General features: G+C 65.5%; 11 protein-coding genes and 2 tRNA genes. 9 read left to right on the forward strand and 4 right to left on the reverse strand.

Going from position 1 to position 17933, the window contains the following annotated elements; all coding sequences use genetic code 11:
- Nucleotides 1-223: 223 nt before the first annotated feature.
- From nudC to AC6JAC_RS08000, 3 genes are all read left to right on the forward strand, one after another.
- Nucleotides 224-1201 carry an NAD(+) diphosphatase gene (gene nudC, locus AC6JAC_RS07990; protein ID WP_497964211.1) on the forward strand — a complete coding sequence of 326 codons (978 nt, stop codon included), beginning with the start codon at nucleotides 224-226 and terminating at the stop codon, nucleotides 1199-1201.
- A 68-nt stretch (nucleotides 1202-1269) separates the two neighbouring features.
- Nucleotides 1270-3450, forward strand: a complete 2181-nt coding sequence (locus AC6JAC_RS07995; RefSeq protein WP_442853357.1) for an ATP-dependent DNA helicase UvrD2 — start codon at nucleotides 1270-1272, stop codon at nucleotides 3448-3450.
- Nucleotides 3450-4085 (forward strand): M48 metallopeptidase family protein, encoded by a 636-nt coding sequence (locus AC6JAC_RS08000; protein WP_497964213.1) that lies wholly within the window; start codon nucleotides 3450-3452, stop codon nucleotides 4083-4085. The genes AC6JAC_RS07995 and AC6JAC_RS08000 overlap by 1 nt, the downstream gene beginning before the upstream one ends.
- 19 nt (nucleotides 4086-4104) lie before the next feature.
- Here the strand turns inward: AC6JAC_RS08000 and AC6JAC_RS08005 are convergent, their stop codons facing one another.
- On the reverse strand, nucleotides 4105-5592 hold the full coding sequence (locus tag AC6JAC_RS08005) for a zinc-dependent metalloprotease (RefSeq protein ID WP_497964215.1): 1488 nt from the start codon (nucleotides 5590-5592) through the stop codon (nucleotides 4105-4107).
- A gap of 219 nt (nucleotides 5593-5811) precedes the next feature.
- Here AC6JAC_RS08005 and AC6JAC_RS08010 point away from each other — a divergent pair, with 219 nt between their 5' ends.
- The 5 genes from AC6JAC_RS08010 (at nucleotide 5812) to AC6JAC_RS08030 (ending at nucleotide 11930) form a co-directional block, all read left to right on the forward strand.
- Nucleotides 5812-6975 (forward strand): YlbL family protein, encoded by a 1164-nt coding sequence (locus AC6JAC_RS08010; protein ID WP_497964217.1) that lies wholly within the window; start codon nucleotides 5812-5814, stop codon nucleotides 6973-6975.
- Nucleotides 6976-7123: 148 nt separating this feature from the next.
- Nucleotides 7124-10129, forward strand: a complete 3006-nt coding sequence (locus AC6JAC_RS08015; protein WP_497964219.1) for a UPF0182 family membrane protein — start codon at nucleotides 7124-7126, stop codon at nucleotides 10127-10129.
- 226 nt (nucleotides 10130-10355) lie between these two features.
- Nucleotides 10356-10429: transfer RNA gene (locus tag AC6JAC_RS08020), tRNA-Met, on the forward strand.
- 143 nt (nucleotides 10430-10572) lie between these two features.
- Nucleotides 10573-10649: transfer RNA gene (locus tag AC6JAC_RS08025), tRNA-Met, on the forward strand.
- A gap of 342 nt (nucleotides 10650-10991) precedes the next feature.
- Entirely contained in the window at nucleotides 10992-11930 is a 939-nt protein-coding gene (locus tag AC6JAC_RS08030; RefSeq protein ID WP_028270225.1) for a cytochrome b/b6 domain-containing protein, read from the forward strand.
- A 56-nt stretch (nucleotides 11931-11986) separates the two neighbouring features.
- On the opposite strand, the gene AC6JAC_RS08035 is transcribed toward AC6JAC_RS08030, so the two are convergent.
- A complete protein-coding gene (locus AC6JAC_RS08035) occupies nucleotides 11987-13411 on the reverse strand; it encodes a cryptochrome/photolyase family protein (RefSeq protein WP_028270224.1) in 1425 nt (474 codons plus the stop codon).
- A 209-nt stretch (nucleotides 13412-13620) separates the two neighbouring features.
- Here AC6JAC_RS08035 and AC6JAC_RS08040 point away from each other — a divergent pair, with 209 nt between their 5' ends.
- A complete protein-coding gene (locus AC6JAC_RS08040; protein ID WP_454698954.1) occupies nucleotides 13621-14880 on the forward strand; it encodes an SGNH/GDSL hydrolase family protein in 1260 nt (419 codons plus the stop codon).
- 91 nt (nucleotides 14881-14971) lie between these two features.
- On the opposite strand, the gene AC6JAC_RS08045 is transcribed toward AC6JAC_RS08040, so the two are convergent.
- Complete coding sequence (locus AC6JAC_RS08045; protein WP_028270221.1) at nucleotides 14972-15763, reverse strand: PspA/IM30 family protein; 792 nt, start codon at nucleotides 15761-15763, stop codon at nucleotides 14972-14974.
- Nucleotides 15764-15874: 111 nt separating this feature from the next.
- On the reverse strand, nucleotides 15875-17920 hold the full coding sequence (locus AC6JAC_RS08050; RefSeq protein ID WP_028270220.1) for a TPM domain-containing protein: 2046 nt from the start codon (nucleotides 17918-17920) through the stop codon (nucleotides 15875-15877).
- Nucleotides 17921-17933: the final 13 nt, after the last annotated feature.

The raw sequence follows: 17933 nt of genomic DNA on the forward strand, positions 1-17933 counted from the left end.
AGATCGTGACTAATCCACTTGCCAAAGCAGTGTCCGGAACACTGCAGCGGGGGCCCTCTGCGGCCGGAGCAAAATGTCAATTGTCAGCCGGAGTCAGTACGGTGGGTACATGAGTCTTGCGGAGTCACCGGCATCCCAAAATAAGGCGGAACCAACAAGGGGAGCGCAGGATGCGGCCCCCGGCGGTACGCCTCCGCTGAAGCGGCTGCCGGCGAACCACCTTATGGACACTGTCCTCCCGGTCCGTCCTGCCCTCATTGACAGGGGATCCGGCGCCAGGATGAAGCCGGGCATGGTGGACTCGGTGGTCAATTCCGGCCGGGCGCTGGCCATGGTCCTCTCACACCGCCAGGCTCTGGTCTGCGGCGACAGCCTCCTGCTGACGGACGCCGCCGGACTCGCGGCGAGCCTGGGCGAGGCCGGATCGCCCCCCGCCATGACCATCTACCTCGGCTCCGCCCTCGCCGGCTCGCACCTGGACGAAGGGACGGAAATCGTCCTTTTTGTCCTGGAGGAGCCTTTTGAGGTCCGGGCGGAGCAGTTTGAACGCGGCATCGCCGGAATACCCTCCGATGCCGTGTGGACGGGATTCCGGGACGTGGCTGCCCGCCTGAATGCCACCGACACCGCCCTCTTCATCGAAGCCAGCGCGATCGCCAACTGGCATGCCACGCACGTTCACTGTCCGCGGTGCGGCGCCGCGACGCTCGTTGAGGCCGGGGGATGGGTCCGCAGGTGTCCTGCCGACAACTCCGAGCACTACCCCCGGACGGATCCGGCCATTATCGTGACGGTGGTCGGCCCGGATGACCGGCTCCTGCTCGGTGGCGGCGGCCCCCTCGACGCGAAGAACTATTCCACCCTGGCCGGGTTCGTGGAGCCGGGCGAGTCCCTGGAGCAGGCGGTTGTCCGGGAAATCCAGGAAGAAGTGGCGGTGCGGATCACCGCCACCCAGTATCTCGGGTCCCAGTCCTGGCCCTTCCCCGCGTCGCTGATGCTGGGGTTCACCGCCCGGACGGAGGACACCGAGGCAATGCCCGACGGCGTGGAGGTCACCCGGGCGCGCTGGTTCAGCCGTGCGGAACTTCAGGCGGCCGTGCTGAGCGGGGAAATCGTCATTTCCAGCAGGCTGTCCATTGCCCGGTCCTTGATTGAGCACTGGTACGGCGGCGTCATCCAGGACCGTCCCGCCGACGAATGACCTCCGGCCACAGCGGACCTTCACAAGACATCACCGATCGACCCAGCACCAAATGACATGAGCAGCAAGTGACAACTGAGAATTTTGAACGCACCGCCCAGGGCGACACCGCTTTCCCCGAGCCCGCAGCGCAGGATAACCGTTCCCTGGAGGACCGTATCCTCGGCGGACTGGACGACGAGCAGCGGGAAGTCGCGAGCACGCTGAACGGTCCCCTGTGCGTGCTCGCGGGCGCCGGCACCGGCAAGACGCGTGCCATCACGCACCGGATTGCCTATGGCGTGCACTCAGGCGTTTACAGCCCGCAGAGGCTGCTGGCCGTGACCTTCACCGCGCGCGCTGCAGCGGAGATGCGGAGCCGGCTGCGGGACCTCGGGGTCGGCAACGTCCAGGCGCGGACTTTCCACGCCGCCGCGCTGAGGCAGCTGCAGTTCTTCTGGCCGCAGGCTGTGGGCGGTGCGCTGCCAAACCTCCTGGACCACAAGGCGCAGATGATCGCCGAAGCCGCCCGCCGCCTGAGGCTCAGCACGGACCGGGCGTCCATCCGGGATTTGGCTTCGGAGATCGAGTGGGCCAAGGTGTCCATGCTGACGCCGGCGAACTACCTCGAGAACGCGCAGGGCCGCGGCAACCCGGGCGGATTCGACCTCACGGCCGTGGCCCGGGTGTTCCAGTCCTACGAGGACGTCAAGACGGACCGCAACGTCATCGATTTCGAGGACGTCCTGCTGATCACTGTCGGGATACTGCAGGAGGACCCGAAGGTGGCAGCCACGGTCCGCGAACAGTACCGGCACTTCGTGGTGGACGAATACCAGGACGTTTCGCCGTTGCAGCAGCGGCTCCTGGAACTCTGGCTGGGCGGACGCGACGAACTGTGCGTTGTGGGCGACGCCAGTCAGACCATCTATTCGTTCACCGGCGCCTCTCCCAAGCACCTGCTCGGTTTCAAGGCCATGTATCCGGGCGCCAACGTCGTCAAGCTGATCAGGGATTACCGCTCCACGCCGCAGGTGGTCAAACTGGCGAACGACCTCCTCGCGGGCCGGCGCAGCGGAGGCCCCGTGGCGGACGCCGCATGGGCGGCACCGCTCAAACTGGTGGCTCAACGGCAGCCCGGGCCGGCGCCGCAGTTCACCGAATGCGCGGACGACGAAGCCGAGGCCGCCACCGTTGCGATCAAGATCCGTGAATTGCTCGACGCCGGTACACCGGCCAGCGAGATCGCCGTCCTGTTCCGCACGAACGGCCAATCCGAGGCATACGAACAGGCTCTGGCATCGGCCGGAATCGGCTATCAGCTGCGCGGCGGAGAGCGGTTCTTCGCCCGCAAGGAAGTCCGGGACGCGATCCTCCAGCTCAGGGCCGCCACCCGGGCTGCTGCCGAAACCGCGGAGCCCGGGCCACTGGGCCAGCTGGTCCGGGACATCGTTGCATCCCTTGGATACACGGAGTCCGCCCCGCACAACGGCGGAGCGCTGCGGGAACGCTGGGAATCGCTGGCCGCGCTGGTTGCGCTGGCCGATGAGCTGGTGCTCAGCCGGGGTCCGCAGTTCACGCTCTCGGATTTTGTCAACGAACTGCAGGAACGATCGCTCGCCCAGCATGCCCCGACCGTGCAAGGAGTGACCCTGGCGTCGCTGCACGCCGCCAAAGGCCTCGAGTGGGACGCGGTCTTCCTTGTGGGTCTCTGCGAAGGCCTCATGCCGATTTCGTTCGCCGACTCCCCGGAAGACGTGGATGAGGAACGCCGGCTGCTCTACGTGGGCATCACCAGGGCACGGGAGCACCTGTCCCTTTCCTGGTCGCTGGCACGGACCCCCGGCGGAAGGGCCAACCGGAAGCCGTCCCGCTTCCTGGACGGCCTTCGGCCGGACTCGGTGGCCACTTCGACGGCGCGCGGCAAGGGGCCCGCGCCGCGGCGGAAGGCGGCAGCCCCTGCGATGTGCCGGGTCTGCGGAAGCATGCTGTCCACCGGCGCTGAACGCAAGGTGGGCCGTTGCAGCCAATGCCCGCCGAGCTACGAGGAACAGACCTTCGACGCGCTGCGCCAGTGGCGGAAGGACGTGGCCCTGGCCGCCGAGGTTCCAGCCTTCGTGGTGTTCACCGATGCGACGCTGACCGCCATCGCCGAGGCGCGGCCGGCCTCCCTCGAAGAATTGGCCCAGCTGGCCGGAATCGGGCCCTCGAAACTGGAAAAGTACGGCGAAGCCGTGCTCGAAGTCCTCACGGAAAGCAGCAGCGCCTGATGGCCGGCGGCGCCCCGCCCCGGGCGATTCCGCTGACCACCCCGGATGGTGCGCCGGTGGTCGTCCGCCGCTCCGCCCGCCGTCGCCGGACCGTGGCTGCGTTCTGGGAAAACGGAACGGCCGTGGTGGCCATCCCGGCGCACTTCACCAAAGGCCAGGAAAGCGAATGGGTCCACCGGATGCTGGAGAAGCTCCGGTTGCAAGGTGTCCGGCGGTCGCGCGGTGAGGGGCGGCGCAGGCCGGCCACGGATGCCGCCCTGGCCGCGCATGCAGCCGAACTGTCGGCGAAGTACCTTGGCGGACGCTCCGTGCCGTCGTCCGTGCGGTGGGTGAGCAACCAGAACTCCCGCTGGGGTTCCGCCACTCCCGCCGACGGGACCATCAGGCTCTCGGACAAACTGCGGACCATGCCGCAGTGGGTCATCGACTATGTGCTGCTGCACGAACTGGCGCATCTGCTCGTCGCCGGACACAATGCCGCGTTCTGGCGACTCCTGGAGGGTTACCCCGAAACCCAGCGGGCCAAGGCGTTCCTTGAAGGCGTAGCGTTCGCCACGTCGCGGGGAATGTCGCCGGACGTCGACGGACAAAGCTCGAGCACCGACGAATCCCACGGTCCGTCAGTGCTCGGCTAGCTGCCCCAAAGCCGGCGGGTCAGGCCTTCGGCGTCCCGCCGTCGTCGTCCTTGCCTGGGCCGGGGCTACCGTCGTCGGAGCCGGGGCCGGGGCCGGGGCCGGAGCCGGAGCCGGGGCCTTCGCCGCCGTCGCCGGACGCCTTTTCGTCCTCGGCCGGTTCGTCGAATCCGCCGTTCAACAGCTTCTGCAGCGCGTCGTCCACCTCGGTGTCGCTCGCTTCGGCGAGCTTGCGCCGTGCACTGAACCCCTGGGGATCGTCCAGGTCCTCGCCCGTGGGCAGGAGGTCGGGGTGGTGCCAGATGGCGTCCCTGCCCTCGGTGCCGCGTTCTTCCTTGAGGGAGGCCCAGAGTGCGGCAGCCTCGCGCAAACGGCGGGGACGCAGCTCCAGTCCCACCAGGGACGAGAAGGCGTGCTCGGCCGGGCCGCCCGTGGCACGGCGGCGGCGCACCGTCTCGCGCAGCGCCGATGCCGAGGGCAGGAACTTCTCGGTGGCTGCTGCGGTCAGCTCGTCCACCCAGCCTTCGACCAGGGCCAGTGCCGTTTCGAGTTTCTCCAGTGCCTGTTCCTGGGCGGGGGTCCGCTGGGGCATAAACACGCCCTGCGACAGCGCCTCCTGGATGCCTTCGGGGTTGCTGGGGTCGATCTCCCGGGCCAGTTCCTCAATCTTGGACGTGTCAATGTGGATGCCCCGGGCGTAGGCCTCGATGGCTCCGAGGAGGTGGCCGCGTAGCCAGGGCACCTGGACGAAGAGCCGGGCATGCGCCGCTTCCCGCACCGCAAGGAAAAGCCGGATGTCGTTCTCGGGCAGGCTCAGGCCTTCGCCGAACTTTGCCACGTTGGCCGGGAGCAGTGCCATTTCGAGGTCGGCCAGCGGAACCCCGATGTCCGTCGAACTCACCACTTCCGCGGACAGGGCACCGATGGCCTGGCCGAGCTGCATGCCGAAGATGGCCCCGCCCATGTTCTGCAGCATGGAGGAAGCTCCGCCCATCATGGACTTCATTTCCTCGGGCATCTGCTCGGTCATGGCTGTGGACAGCGCATTCGCAATGCTGTTCGCCACCGGCTCAGTGAGCCGCTTCCAGGTGCCGAGCGTCTCCTCGACCCACTCGGCGCGGGACCAGGCCCGGCCGATCAGGCCGGTCGCGGGGAGCTCAGTGACCTGGTCAAGCCACAGCTCGGCCAGGCGCAGTGCCTCATCGATCTCGCGGGACTGCTGCGCCGTCACCGAAGGGTCGGACCCGCTCGCGGCAACCCGCCGCGCGTTGTCGTGTGCGAGCTGCCAGTTCACGGGCCCTTCGGAGGGCGCGCTCATCATGGCCTGCACCTGCGAGAACATCTGGGCCAGGAGGTTCGGATCGTCCGGAAGCCCGGCAGCCTTGGCCAGTTCAGCGGGGTCTATGTCACCCATGCCCTTGCCACCCATGAGGTTTTGTAGCATTTCCGCAAGCGGATCCTTAGGGGTGTCGTCGTCCCCATTGGACGGATTGAGTGGGTTGGAGGTCATGATCCCGCCGATCGTCGGTGTGACTGTTGATCACCTTCACGGTACCCCGCGGCCTTGGCGGCTGTCTGCCGAATCCGGCCCCGTTCGCTGTCGGCAAAGAGCGGCGCCGCCCGCTCAACGCGTAGTGTTAGTCATCGGAATATTTGCAGGCTGCCGTCAGTGCGAGCCGGTTCAGCCACGGGGCCGCGTCAGCGGGCGCAGGTACGGAGAGGTCCTTCATTGACAATCACTCAGGGCGACCAGGTTCCAGGGGATCCTGCGGAACCGGGAAGCGGCAGCGGGACGACCCGCAGCAGGCTTTCCCGCCGGCCGACGTCCCGCCGTGCCAAAGCAGGCGACAACCGCTACCCCGCAATGGTGGCTTCCGGTTTGCTGGCTCTCGCGCTGGGCATCACCGCTGCCAGTCTTCCCGTGCCGTACGTCGTTGAATCACCGGGGCCCACCTTCAACACCCTGGCCAATGACAACGGCAAGCCGGTCATCAGCGTGACCGGCCGTGAAACGTTTCCGGCCAAGGGGAACCTGGACCTCACCACTGTCTATGTCGACGGCGGCCCCAACGGCCCGGTGAGCGTCTTCGAAGCGTTTTCGGCGTGGCTGGACAAATCCAAGGCGGTCTATCCGGAGGAGCTCATCTTTCCCACCGGGGTGACGAAGGAGGAGTCCCAGCAGGAGAGCGCAGTGGCCATGACCACGTCCCAGGAGAACGCCACGGCTTCCGCCCTGAAGGAACTCGATATTCCGTTCGAACAGAAACTGCGGGTGGCAGACCTTGCGGATCAGTCGGCGTCCGCCGGCAAGCTGCAGGCCGGCGATGTCTTCTCCACCGTGAACGGCAAACCCGTGACGTCGCTCAGCGTCGTGCAGGAGGAACTCGCCGCCGGAAAGGGAAAGCCTGCCACCGTCGTCGTCACCCGTGACGGGTCGCAGGTCACGGAGTCCATCACCCCGAAGGAGAACGCCGCCGGAAAATTCATCCTCGGCGTACTGCTGCAGTACGAATTCAAGTTCCCTTTTGACGTCAAGATTTCCCTCGAAAAAGTGGGCGGCCCCAGCGCGGGCATGATGTTCGCCCTGGGCATCATCGACACCGTCACCCCGGGGGACCTGACCGGCGGTAAACACATCGCCGGGACGGGCACCATCACGCCCGACGGCGTCGTGGGATCCATCGGCGGGATCGGGCAGAAGATGTACGGGGCCAGGGCGCACGGTGCTGAGGTGTTCCTTGCTCCGGCTGCCAACTGCGGGGAAGTGGTGGGACACATTCCGGACGGGTTGCAGGTGGTCAAAGTCGAGAACCTGGCCGAGGCCAGGGAAGCCGTCGCCGTGATCGGTTCAGGCGGCGACACATCCGGGCTTCCCGCGTGCACCAGCAACTAGACTAATTGCAGGAACTAAGCACCACCGCCACTCGTGGCACTAATGACTGCCGTTCACCCCAAGTCCGGGGTGTGACGGCGGTCCGAGCATCACGCACCCTGAGTTTTGACAAAACCAGTAACTGACGACCAGCTATGAGGTACCGAGTTTGTCCCGTCCCGCCAGCTCCACTCCGCCCGGAAGACCCCAGCCAAGGCGAGGTGCCTTGACGCCGACGTTGATCGTCGTAGCACTGGTTGTGGTCGGATTCATCTTCTTCGCCAATGTTTGGACCGATGTTCTCTGGTACCAGCAGCTTGGGTTCTTTGAAGTCTTCCTCACGGAGAACCTGGCACGCATCATCATCTTCCTGGTCGCCTTCGCGCTCATGTTCGCTGCGATGTTCTATGCCATCCGGATCGCCTACCACGCCCGTCCCGTCTACGCCCCGGATTCGGAGATCAGGGACAACCTGAACCGCTACCAGGCGCAGCTCGAACCGGTCCGCCGGGTGGTCATGGTCGGCCTGCCGATACTCTTCGGCCTGTTCGCCGGAAGCGCCGCCGCCAGCCAGTGGCAGAAAGTGCTGCTCTTCCTGAACCAGGAACCGTTCGGGCAGAACGACCCGCAGTTCAACCTCGACATCAGCTTCTACCTGATGACCCTGCCGTTCCTTGGCTTCGTCACGGGCTTCCTGATCAGCGTGGTGGTGGTCGCCGGCATCGCGGGAATCCTGACGCATTATCTCTACGGCAGCATCCGGATCATGGAACGCGGCATCTTCACCAGCCGCGCGGCCCAGATCCACCTTGCCGTGACGGGTGCGGCCTTCCTGCTGCTCCTCGGCGTGAACTTCTGGCTTGACCGCTACTCCGCGGTGCAGAACAGCAACGGTCGCTGGTCCGGCGCTCTTTACACGGATGTCAACGCCGTCATCCCCACCAAGTCCATCCTGGCTGTCGCCGCCGCGCTGGTGGCGATCCTGTTCATCGTCGCAGCCATCATCGGCAAATGGCGCCTGCCCGTCATCGGCACGGCCATGCTGGTCATTACGTCCATCCTTGCCGGCGGTGTCTACCCGTGGGTCATCCAGCAGTTCCAGGTGCGCCCGTCCGAGCAGACCCTTGAGAAGCCGTTCATCGAACGGAACATCAGCATGACCCGCGCAGCCTACGGCCTGGATAAAATCCAGGAGAACCGGTACAACGCCACCACCACCGCCACGACGGGTGCCCTGGCGCCGGATGCACAAACCACTGCGAATATCCGGCTCCTGGACCCCAACCTGATTTCGGACGCGTTCTCCCAGCTGGAACAGTACCGGCCCTACTACCAGTTCCCGAGCGCACTGAACGTGGACCGGTACGAAGTCGACGGCAAGGTCCAGGACACGGTGATCGCAGTCCGTGAACTCAATCCGGACGGCCTCAGCGCCAACCAGCAGTCCTGGCTGAACCGGCACGTGGTCTACACGCACGGCTATGGCGTGGTCGCGGCCAAGGGCAACAAGTTCACCGCGGACGGCAAACCCGAGTTCCTTCAGGCCGGCATTCCGTCCACCGGTGTCCTCGGCAACGACACGACCTACCAGCCCAGGATCTACTTCGGCGAGAACTCGCCGGAATACTCGATCGTCGGAGCCCCGAAGGGCTCGCCGAACCGCGAGCAGGACCGTCCGGCGGGCAAGGAAGGCGACGGCGAAACGCAGTACACCTTCACCGGCAACGGCGGCCCGAACGTCGGCAGCTTCTTCAACAAGGTCCTGTACGCCATCAAGTTCCAGTCCTCAGATCTCCTGCTGTCCGACGGCGTGAACGCCGAGTCGCAGATCCTCTACGACCGCAACCCGCGGGACCGCGTTGAAAAGGTCGCCCCGTACCTCACGGTCGACGGCAACGCCTACCCGGCTGTTGTGGACGGCCGGGTGAAGTGGATCGTGGACGGCTACACCACCAGCCAGTACTTCCCCTATTCCCAGCAGGAACAGCTGTCGTCGGCCACCGCCGATTCCCAGACGACGGCGGGACGCACCGTCGCCCTGCCCAACAGCTCGGTGAACTACATCCGCAACTCCGTCAAGGCAACTGTTGATGCCTATGACGGCTCCGTGACGCTGTACGCCTGGGACGACCAGGACCCGGTGCTGAAGGCCTGGCAGAACGTCTTCCCGACGTCCCTGAAGCCCTTCTCCGAGATGTCCGGGGCACTCATGAGCCACGTCCGCTACCCGGAGGACCTGTTCAAGGTGCAGCGCGAACTGCTGGGCCGCTACCACGTCACCCAGGCGGACAACTTCTACACGAACAACGACGCGTGGTCCGTCCCTAACGATCCCACCGTCAGTGATGCGGTCAAGCAGCCGCCGTTCTACATGTCGCTCCAGATGCCGGACCAGGACAAGCCCGCTTTCCAGCTCACGTCGTCGTTCATTCCCCAGGTGGTCAACGGCACAGCGCGAAACGTGCTCTATGGCTTCCTGGCCGCGGACTCCGATGCCGGCAACCAGAAGGGTGTGAAAGCGGAAAGCTACGGCCAGCTCAGGCTCCTGCAGATCCCGCCGGAAGCCCAGGTTCCCGGCCCCGGCCAGGCGCAGAACAAGTTCAACTCGGATCCCACGGTGTCCCAGGCCTTGAACCTGCTCCGTCAGGGCGCGTCTGACGTCCTCAACGGCAACCTCCTCACCCTCCCGGTGGGCGGCGGCTTGCTGTACGTGCAGCCTGTCTACCTGCGGTCCACGGGCGAAACGTCCTATCCAACGCTGCAGCGCGTGCTGGTGGCGTTCGGCGACAAGATCGGCTTTGCCCCCACCCTTGACCAGGCATTGAACCAGTTGTTCGGCGGAGACTCCGGCGCCTCGGCCGGTGATTCAGCCAACAACGGCCAGACCCCTCCCGCCACCGGAGGCGGCACCCCGCCCGCCACCGGCGGAACCGACGCCAAGGCGGAACTGAAGGCTGCACTGGACGAGGCCAACGCAGCCATCAAGGCGGGCCAGGAGGCCCTCGCGAAGGGTGACTTCGCCGCCTACGGAGAGCAGCAGAAGAAGCTGTCCGCGGCACTGCAGAAGGCGATCGACGCCGAAGCGAAGCTCGGTGCCGAAAGTGCTTCACCCACCCCGGCACCCACGGCAACCCCCTCGGCCGCGGCGACGCCGTCGCCCTCGGCAAGTAACTGATCAGGCGCCGCGCAGGCTCCCGATAGCCTGCAGGCACGGCAGAGGCCGGCTTCCCCTCCGCGAGGACGGGGAAGCCGGCCTCTGCCGTGTCAGGCCCTGGGCGTATCCACCCTGTGCCGTAGAGGCCGGGTTTGGCAGGTTTGCAGCGGCCGACCATTCCCGAGACGCAGATCACGTCGCCTCAATTTGGTCTGAAGTTCACCGGCGGGTAATGTTGTTCTTGCGACGCGGGGTGGAGCAGTTCGGTAGCTCGCTGGGCTCATAACCCAGAGGTCACAGGTTCAAATCCTGTCCCCGCAACTGAAGGAAAGGCCCGGAATTCCCGAGAGGGAATCCGGGCCTTTTGCTTTGCCCGGCTCATTTTGCTTTGCCCCGGATCCCGGGGGCGGCGCCGGGGGAGTGGTCGGAGCGGCCGCAAAAGTAGGGTAGTGTTGATCTAGCGACGCGGGGTGGAGCAGTTCGGTAGCTCGCTGGGCTCATAACCCAGAGGTCACAGGTTCAAATCCTGTCCCCGCAACCATGGAAGAGGCCCTGACCGGCAGATATGCCGGTCAGGGCCTTTTTTCTTTGTCCCCGGGTCACCAACTACTAGCATTTCCTAGTATTCTCGTTCGCGGGGGCTACGTCCTACGGTGCCAGTGGCTGTTCAACGACGATCACCGCATTGGCAGGCCGGCGCCGCCAGGAAACGGATCCTATGTTGCGGGGGATGACCACCGGCCCGTCAGGGTTCGCTCTTCCGCTGTTCATGATTCAAGCTATTAAGGCGCACTTAACCCGGCCGGCGCTCCCGCTGGTGCACCCGGGAGGGGTGGATCCGCCTACGTCACTAGTCGATCATTCTCGAGAGGAATGCTGTTCGATGTCACTACCGACCAAGAAGAAGTCCGGAACTGCGAAGAGCAAATGGGCCAAGCTGTACTGGGCAGTGCCGGCCGCGCTCGTTGCCCTTCTTCTCGTGGTGCTTCTCGCGAAGTGGATCACCGGACTTGCCGGGGTCAAGGACTTCCTGGCGGCCTACCCGGGCCACTCAGAGCTCCCTGCGGGAACTCCTGAGGGCTTCCCGGCCTGGCTGGCGTGGCAACACTTCCTCAACGGCTTCTTCCTGCTGCTGATCATCCGCTCCGGCTGGCAGGTGCGCACGCAGACACGTCCGGCGGCCTACTGGACCCGGAACAACAAGGGCATGATCCGCACCAGGAATGCCCCGACGAAGATCAGCCTCGCGCTGTGGTTCCACCTCGTCCTGGACGCGCTGTGGATCCTCAACGGCATCGTGTTCGCCGTCCTGATTTTCGCAACCGGACAGTGGGCGCGCATCGTGCCCACCAGCTGGGATGTTTTCCCCAACGCGCTCTCGGCGGCGCTGCAGTACGCATCCCTGAACTGGCCCACGGAGAACGGCTGGGTCAACTACAACGCCCTGCAGCTGCTCACGTACTTCATCACGGTCTTTATCGCGGCGCCCCTGGCGTTCATCACGGGCCTCAGGATGTCCTCGGCCTGGCCCAAGAACGCCAAGGCGCTGAACAAGGCCTACCCGATCGAGGCAGCCCGGGCCGTGCACTTCCCGGTGATGATTTACTTTGCCGCTTTCATCGTGGTTCACGTGTTCCTGGTGCTCGCCACCGGTGCGCTCCGGAACCTCAACCACATGTACGGCGGCAGCGATGACGTCAGCTGGGTGGGCTTCGGCATCTTTGCCGCGTCAGTCGCCGTGATGGTCGCTGCGTGGTTCCTGGCCAGGCCGCTCTTCCTGAGTCCCATTGCGTCCCTGATGGGCAAGGTCAGCAGCCGCTGACCGGCCTGCCGGGGCTGGCGCTGGCCGCTGGCCGGGTTCGCTATAGGCGGCCCGGCTCAGCTCTCCTTGAGCTTCTGGTAGGTCTCCAGGGCCCGCTCGCGTGACTCCGGCAGGCCCACCACCGGCTCCGGATACCCGGCGGCCTGTTCCGGAGACTTCCAGGGTTCGTGGATCGCCTTGTCATCCATCCCGGCGATTTCCGGAATGAACTCCCGCAGGTAGCGGCCCGCCGCGTCGAACTTCTTGCTTTGCGTCACCGGGTTGAAGATCCGGAAATACGGGGAAGCATCCGCTCCTGATCCGGCCACCCATTGCCAGTTGGCCGGATTGCTGGCTGAATCGGCGTCCACCAGGGTGTCCCAGAACCAGGCCTCGCCCAGCCGCCAGTCAGCGAGCAGGTTCTTCACCAGGAACGATGCGGCGGCCATGCGGACGCGGTTGTGCATCCAGCCCGTCTGCCACAGTTGCCGCATTCCGGCGTCCACCAACGGATAGCCCGTCCGGCCCTGCTGCCACGCTTCCAGCTCAGCGTCCGACGGCGTCTGCCACTCGAAACGGTCGAAATCGGGGCGGTAGTTCCGGGTGGCCAGCTCCGGGTTCTCATAGAGCAGCTGCCAGCAGAACTCGCGCCAGCCCAATTCGGACCGGAAGATCCCGACGTCGGCGGGTGCCTGGTGCGGGAAGCGCTCACGGAGCGCGTGCCAGACGCGGAAGGGACTGATTTCACCAAAACGAAGGTGGGGGGAGAGGCGGCTGGTGCCCTCGAGTCCCGGCCGGTCGCGGCCGGTTCCGTACTCCTCGACAGGGCCGTCAAGGAAATCGTGCAGGCGGCTGTGCGCGCCCGCTTCACCGGGCGTCCAAGCCTCCGCAAGTCCGGCGCTCCAGTCCGGTGACCGGGGGAGCAGCCCCCAGCTGTCCAGGTCGTCGCTGTGGGGGAGCTCCCCGTCGTCGTTCTGCGCCGGGTGAGGAAGCTTGCCGGGAGCGCCGGACGGCATCCGCGGCTCACCGCCGTCGAGGCAGGCGCGCCAGAAGGGCGTGAAAACCTTGTAGGGTCCGCCGGCGCCTGTGCGGATGGTCCAGGGCTCGAACATGAGGCTGGCCTGGAAGCTCGCGGCATCAAGGCCTTCGTCGCCGGCCCAGGCCTTAACGCCGGCATCGATGCTGCGTTCGGGCCCGCCGTACCTGCGGTTCCACCTCAGATGGGTGGCTCCGGTCTCTGCGGCCAGCTCCTGGATGATTCCCGCCGCCTTCCCTCGCCGAAGGACAAGCCGGGAGCCGGCGGCCTCCAGCCCGGCAGCCAGGGACGCCAGCGAATGGTGCAGCCACCACTTGGCTGCACCGCCGAGCGCGCGCACCCCGGGCGATTCTTCATCCAGGACGTAGACGACGGTTACTGGGTGGCCCAGGGCTGCCGCGTCGGCCAGCGCCGGATTGTCATCCAGGCGAAGGTCATCACGAAGCCAGACAATGGTGGAAGGCATGCTTCCACGGTACACGCCGCTCGGTGCTATTTACTGGCCGGTAACTTGGCCGTAGACTCGCTCCTGCCGTCCGTTGCGTTCATTCTCCGCAGGGACGGTTCCGTTCGGATCGGGCCTTTTCCTGTTGACAACGGTATACGGCTGGAGGCGGCCGGATGCCGCCCACCTGTTCGCCGCAAAGATGCCGCGCGCAGGAAAAAGGATGACCAATGAAGCTATTCCTTGCAGCGGCCAAAGATTCAAGAGAGGCCAGGGCGGCCCGAACAGCACGCCGCCGTCTGCCCGCCGCCCGGACACTCCTGGCAGGGCTGGCCGCCGCCGTCTCGGTGTCCGGGTTGATTGCCCCCGTCGCCCATGCTGCGCCCCCGGGCGGCGATGCGTGGGTGGTGAGTGTCGGAGACTCCTACATTTCGGGGGAGGCAGGCCGCTGGGCGGGCAACTCGAGCGACCCGGCCCAGGCGGACGCCCTGGGCGACGCCGCCTACCTTGATGCCGGCCAGTCCGAGCGCACGGGCGGCTGCCACCGTTCCTCGTCAGCGGAAATCAGCATCGGCCAGGCGCAGGCGCTCAACCTGGCCTGTTCCGGCGCCAAAACGGCCACGTCCTGGAACTCGTCAGGGGAGTTCAAACCGGGCCTCGACTTCTACAACGACGCAGCCGGGAACACCGGCCAGGCCCTTGAACTTCAGCGCTTCGCATCATCCCACCGGGTCAGGATGGTAGTGGTCTCGATCGGCGGCAATGACCTGGGTTTTGCCGGCATCATCGCCACGTGTGTCTCCAAGTTCATGACCAGCCCCTGGTGGGCGCCGAGTTACTGCAAGGACTCCACCACGGTGGCCACGAACTTCTCGGCCGCCAACAGGGCGGCTGTGGCGGCCCGGATCGGCACGTCGCTGGCCAACGTTGCCAAGGCAATGGGCAACGCGGGCTACGCGCCCGGTGAGTACAGCCTGGTGGTGCAGAACTACGTCTCGCCCCTGCCGCGGAGTTCCCGAATCGCCTATTCAGAATCAGGTTTCAGCCGGCAGAGTACCTACGGCTGCGGATTCTGGAACGCGGACCTGGACTGGGCGGCGGGGACCGCCGTGCCTGCCATCAACTCCACCATTTCAGCCGGAATCGCTGCTTCCGGTGTGTCAGGTGTTCGCACGCTCAATGTGTCCGCGCTCTTCAGCGGCCATGAACTGTGCGCCGATACGACGAAGAAGCTGAACAACACCGCGCTGGCGGACTGGCGGAGCGCGGGCGCAGCGGACCTCAGCGAGTGGATCAACGAGATCCGGACGGCGAGCACTGCCTTCAGCGACTACTACATCCAGGAATCACTGCATCCGAACTACTGGGGCCAGCTGGCCCTGCGCAATTGCCTGCGCCAGGCCTACAACGGCGGCGATGTCCGTTCCGGGAGCTGTACGGCGGGTACCGGGCTGACGTCGGGAGGCGAACCGGCGGTGACCTTGAGCTAGCTGCGGGCGCTGTCGACGAAAACCGAAAGGCCGGGGTTCCCGTCAGGGAACCCCGGCCTTTCCGGCGTCCGGTCCGGAACCGGATCAGCTACTAGAGCTTGTCGAAATCAGCCTCTTCAACCGTGGAGTCGGCAGCCGACGAATTGGCCGACGACCCAATGGCAGGCTTCGCGCCGCCGGACTTCAGGGCCGCGAGTCGAGCTTCGATCTCAGTCTGCTCGCCAAGGTCTTCGAGCTGGTTGAACTGTGCGTCGAGGCTGGACGCGGCGAGCTCCTGCTGTCCGCGGACCTTCGCCTCTTCGCGGCGGATCTTCTCTTCGAAGCGGCCCACCTCGCTGGTGGGATCCATGAAATCGATGCTCTTGAGGGCGTCGTGGACCTGGGACTGTGCTGCGGCGGTCTTGGAGCGGGCCACCAGCTCATTGCGCTTGCTGGTCAGCTCGTTCAGCTTGCTCTTCATCTGGTCAAGGCCGGTCTTGAGCTTGTCCACAACCTCGGTCTGCGAGGCGATGCTGGGTTCTGCGGCCTTGGCCTCGTTCTCGGCTGCCATCTGGCGCTGGATGGCAACCTTGGCCAGGTTGTCGAACTTCTGGGCGTCCACGGCGTCGCCGCTGCTCCGGTACTCGTCGGCCTTGCGGGACGCTGCCAGGGCCTTGTTGCCCCAGTCCTGGGCATTCTTGACGTCCTCGTTGTAGTCGTCCTGGAGCATCCGCAGATTGCCGATGGTCTGCGCCACAGCAGATTCAGCTTCGGCAATGTTGTTCGTGTAATCCCGGACCATCTGGTCCAGCATCTTCTGCGGATCTTCGGCCTGGTCCAGCAAGGAGTTGATGTTCGCCTTTGCCAGCTGCGCCATACGGCCGAAAATGGACTGCTTAACCATGGTGTTGCCTTTCATCCTGCTCAGTGGTCGCCACTGATTTCAGTGAACAGTTGATATACCGCTTCTATCCGGCGGCCGGGGAAACCGGCCGCCGCCTAGTCTGTGGATCGGCTAGAAGTCGCCGCCGCCTCCGGAGTCGCCGCCCCAGCCACCGCCGGAATCTCCGCCGCCGCCGAAATCGCCGCCGCCCCAGCCGCCGCCGTCACTGTGGCCGCCGCCCCAACCGCCGCCGCTGCCGCCGTTGAGGATGGAGTTGATGAGGATGCCGCCAAGGATGGCACCGCCGAGGCCACCTCCGCCGCCTCCGCCGCCGAACATGCCGCCACGGCCATAGCCCTGGTTTGCGTAGCCGAAGCTGTCCACATCGCCCTGGGCGAGCTGCGCGGCCTGTGCGGCCAGTGCGTGGGCCTGCTGGGCGTACGTCAGTGCCGTGACCGGATCATTGCGGGAGATGGACAAGGCATAATCCAGGTTCCGCTGGGCTTCGGCCAGGCGCGTACGCGCTTCGGTCCCCACTCCGCCGCGGCGCGCCGTGATGTAGTCCGAGGTGGCGCTGATCTGCGCCTGCGCCGACATGATGGTCTGCTGCAGCGACGCCTGCGCGCGGCGGGCCTGTTCCTGCTGGTCCCGGATGCCCGTCAGGGACTGGTCCAGCGACTGATGGGCAGTTTCCACCCGCTCCAGGGTGGCGATCGGATCGATCTTGCCGCCCTGGATTTCCGCCTTGACCTGGGCCAGTGCGGCTTCCACTCCGGCCACCGGCCCGGCAAGTTCAGGATGGGCTCCGGACTGGATCATTGCCTTGGCCTGCGCGAGATCCTGGGATGTGTCCACCACAGCGGCCTCAAGGCTGTTACGGGCCTCGTCCAGGTTCCCGGAGACCTTCGTGATGGCTTCGAGCAGAACCTTCGTCTGGTGCAGGCTTTCCTCCGCGGCACGGACAGCCACGGCAGCCAGGCTGCCTTCTCCGGCTGCCAGCTTGTCCCGGGCCGTTGATGACGCGTTCTGCACGAACGCGAGCCGCTCCTTGGCCTGGCCGATGTTGTCCGAGACCTGGACAAGGGCGCTGTCCGCGTACTTCTCCCGCAGGGTGGTCAGGGTCTGTTCAGCCGTGGCGATCCTGGCGTCAGCTTCCTGGGCCCCGGCGTTCACCGCGGCAAGGGCCTGCGGGGCGTTCTTCTCAAGTTCACGGAGCGAATCAAAGTCGGCCTTTTGTTCCTGGAGTGAGGCCAGGGCAGCCTCGGAACGGCGGATAATTTCGCCAAGCCAGCTCCGTTGCTGTTCCTCGGTGTCCGGGATGTGGTCGTCCAGCTGCTGCTGCAGTTTGAACGATTCGGACATGTGACCCTTGGCTTCCTGCAGGGCCTTGGTGAAATTCCCGACGGCGGCATCGCCGTACTGTGCCTGGGCGAAGCCCAGTTCCTGCTCGCTGGAGTTGATGGCGTTATCGGCTTCAATGAGCAGCGAACCGCTCTTTTTGCGCAGCTCGTCCACGCTCAGGGAGGCCAGCGGGTCAAGCTCTGCGCCTTGCGGTCCGTAGCTGGCGCTGGAAGCGATGGCAGCCTTCTTCCGGCGGTTTCTGAGGTAGAGGTAGGCGCCGACACCGCCGGCAGCCACCACTCCGGTTCCAACCAGGACGGCCGTTCCTGCTCCATCACCTGGCACATTGCCCTGACCGCCGCCGGCGGCATCGCCGATGGCAGCGGCAGCGTCGATGGCGGCTTGCGCGTAGTCTCCATTTCGAAGCTGGGGATCAACGGCCTTGTCGCGGATATTGTCGCGCTGGGCGTTCGTTATTTTGCTGTTTGACGGCTTGCTCAACTGGTACTGACGGGTTTCAGTTGCAACGGTCAGAAGCATGGCGTTGGCGCCCAAACTTGCCTTGTCGGCTACTGCTTTTGCCCAAGCAACCCTGTCGGTGGGGTTCTCGAACTTCTTCACGTAGACAACGTGGAATGTCATGGCGTGATCCGTGCCGAGCTTCTTGATGGCAGCTTCGACGTCGGACTTCTTACCGCCCAAAACGCCAGCGGAGTCGACGATCTTGGTCGTTGGGTCGAGGGTCACCGGATCTTCTGCCCAGGCGGCAGTGGCGGGAACCGCCAGCAGCCCGGCAAGGCCGATCACGGCGAGGAGGCGTTTGAACTTAGACCGCATGTGCAACCCTTCA

This window comes from Arthrobacter sp. KUASC02 (genome assembly GCF_059739395.1).

Excerpts from the sequence above, each read along its gene's own strand:
- nudC (WP_497964211.1), top strand. The coding sequence starts at position 224 with ATGGACACTGTCCTCCCGGTCCGTCCTGCCCTCATTGACAGGGGATCC.
- AC6JAC_RS08000 (WP_497964213.1), top strand. The coding sequence starts at position 3,450 with ATGGCCGGCGGCGCCCCGCCCCGGGCGATTCCGCTGACCACCCCGGAT.
- AC6JAC_RS08005 (WP_497964215.1), bottom strand. The coding sequence starts at position 5,592 with ATGACCTCCAACCCACTCAATCCGTCCAATGGGGACGACGACACCCCT.
- AC6JAC_RS08030 (WP_028270225.1), top strand. The coding sequence starts at position 10,992 with ATGTCACTACCGACCAAGAAGAAGTCCGGAACTGCGAAGAGCAAATGG.
- AC6JAC_RS08035 (WP_028270224.1), bottom strand. The coding sequence starts at position 13,411 with ATGCCTTCCACCATTGTCTGGCTTCGTGATGACCTTCGCCTGGATGAC.
- AC6JAC_RS08040 (WP_454698954.1), top strand. The coding sequence starts at position 13,621 with ATGAAGCTATTCCTTGCAGCGGCCAAAGATTCAAGAGAGGCCAGGGCG.
- AC6JAC_RS08045 (WP_028270221.1), bottom strand. The coding sequence starts at position 15,763 with ATGGTTAAGCAGTCCATTTTCGGCCGTATGGCGCAGCTGGCAAAGGCG.
- AC6JAC_RS08050 (WP_028270220.1), bottom strand. The coding sequence starts at position 17,920 with ATGCGGTCTAAGTTCAAACGCCTCCTCGCCGTGATCGGCCTTGCCGGG.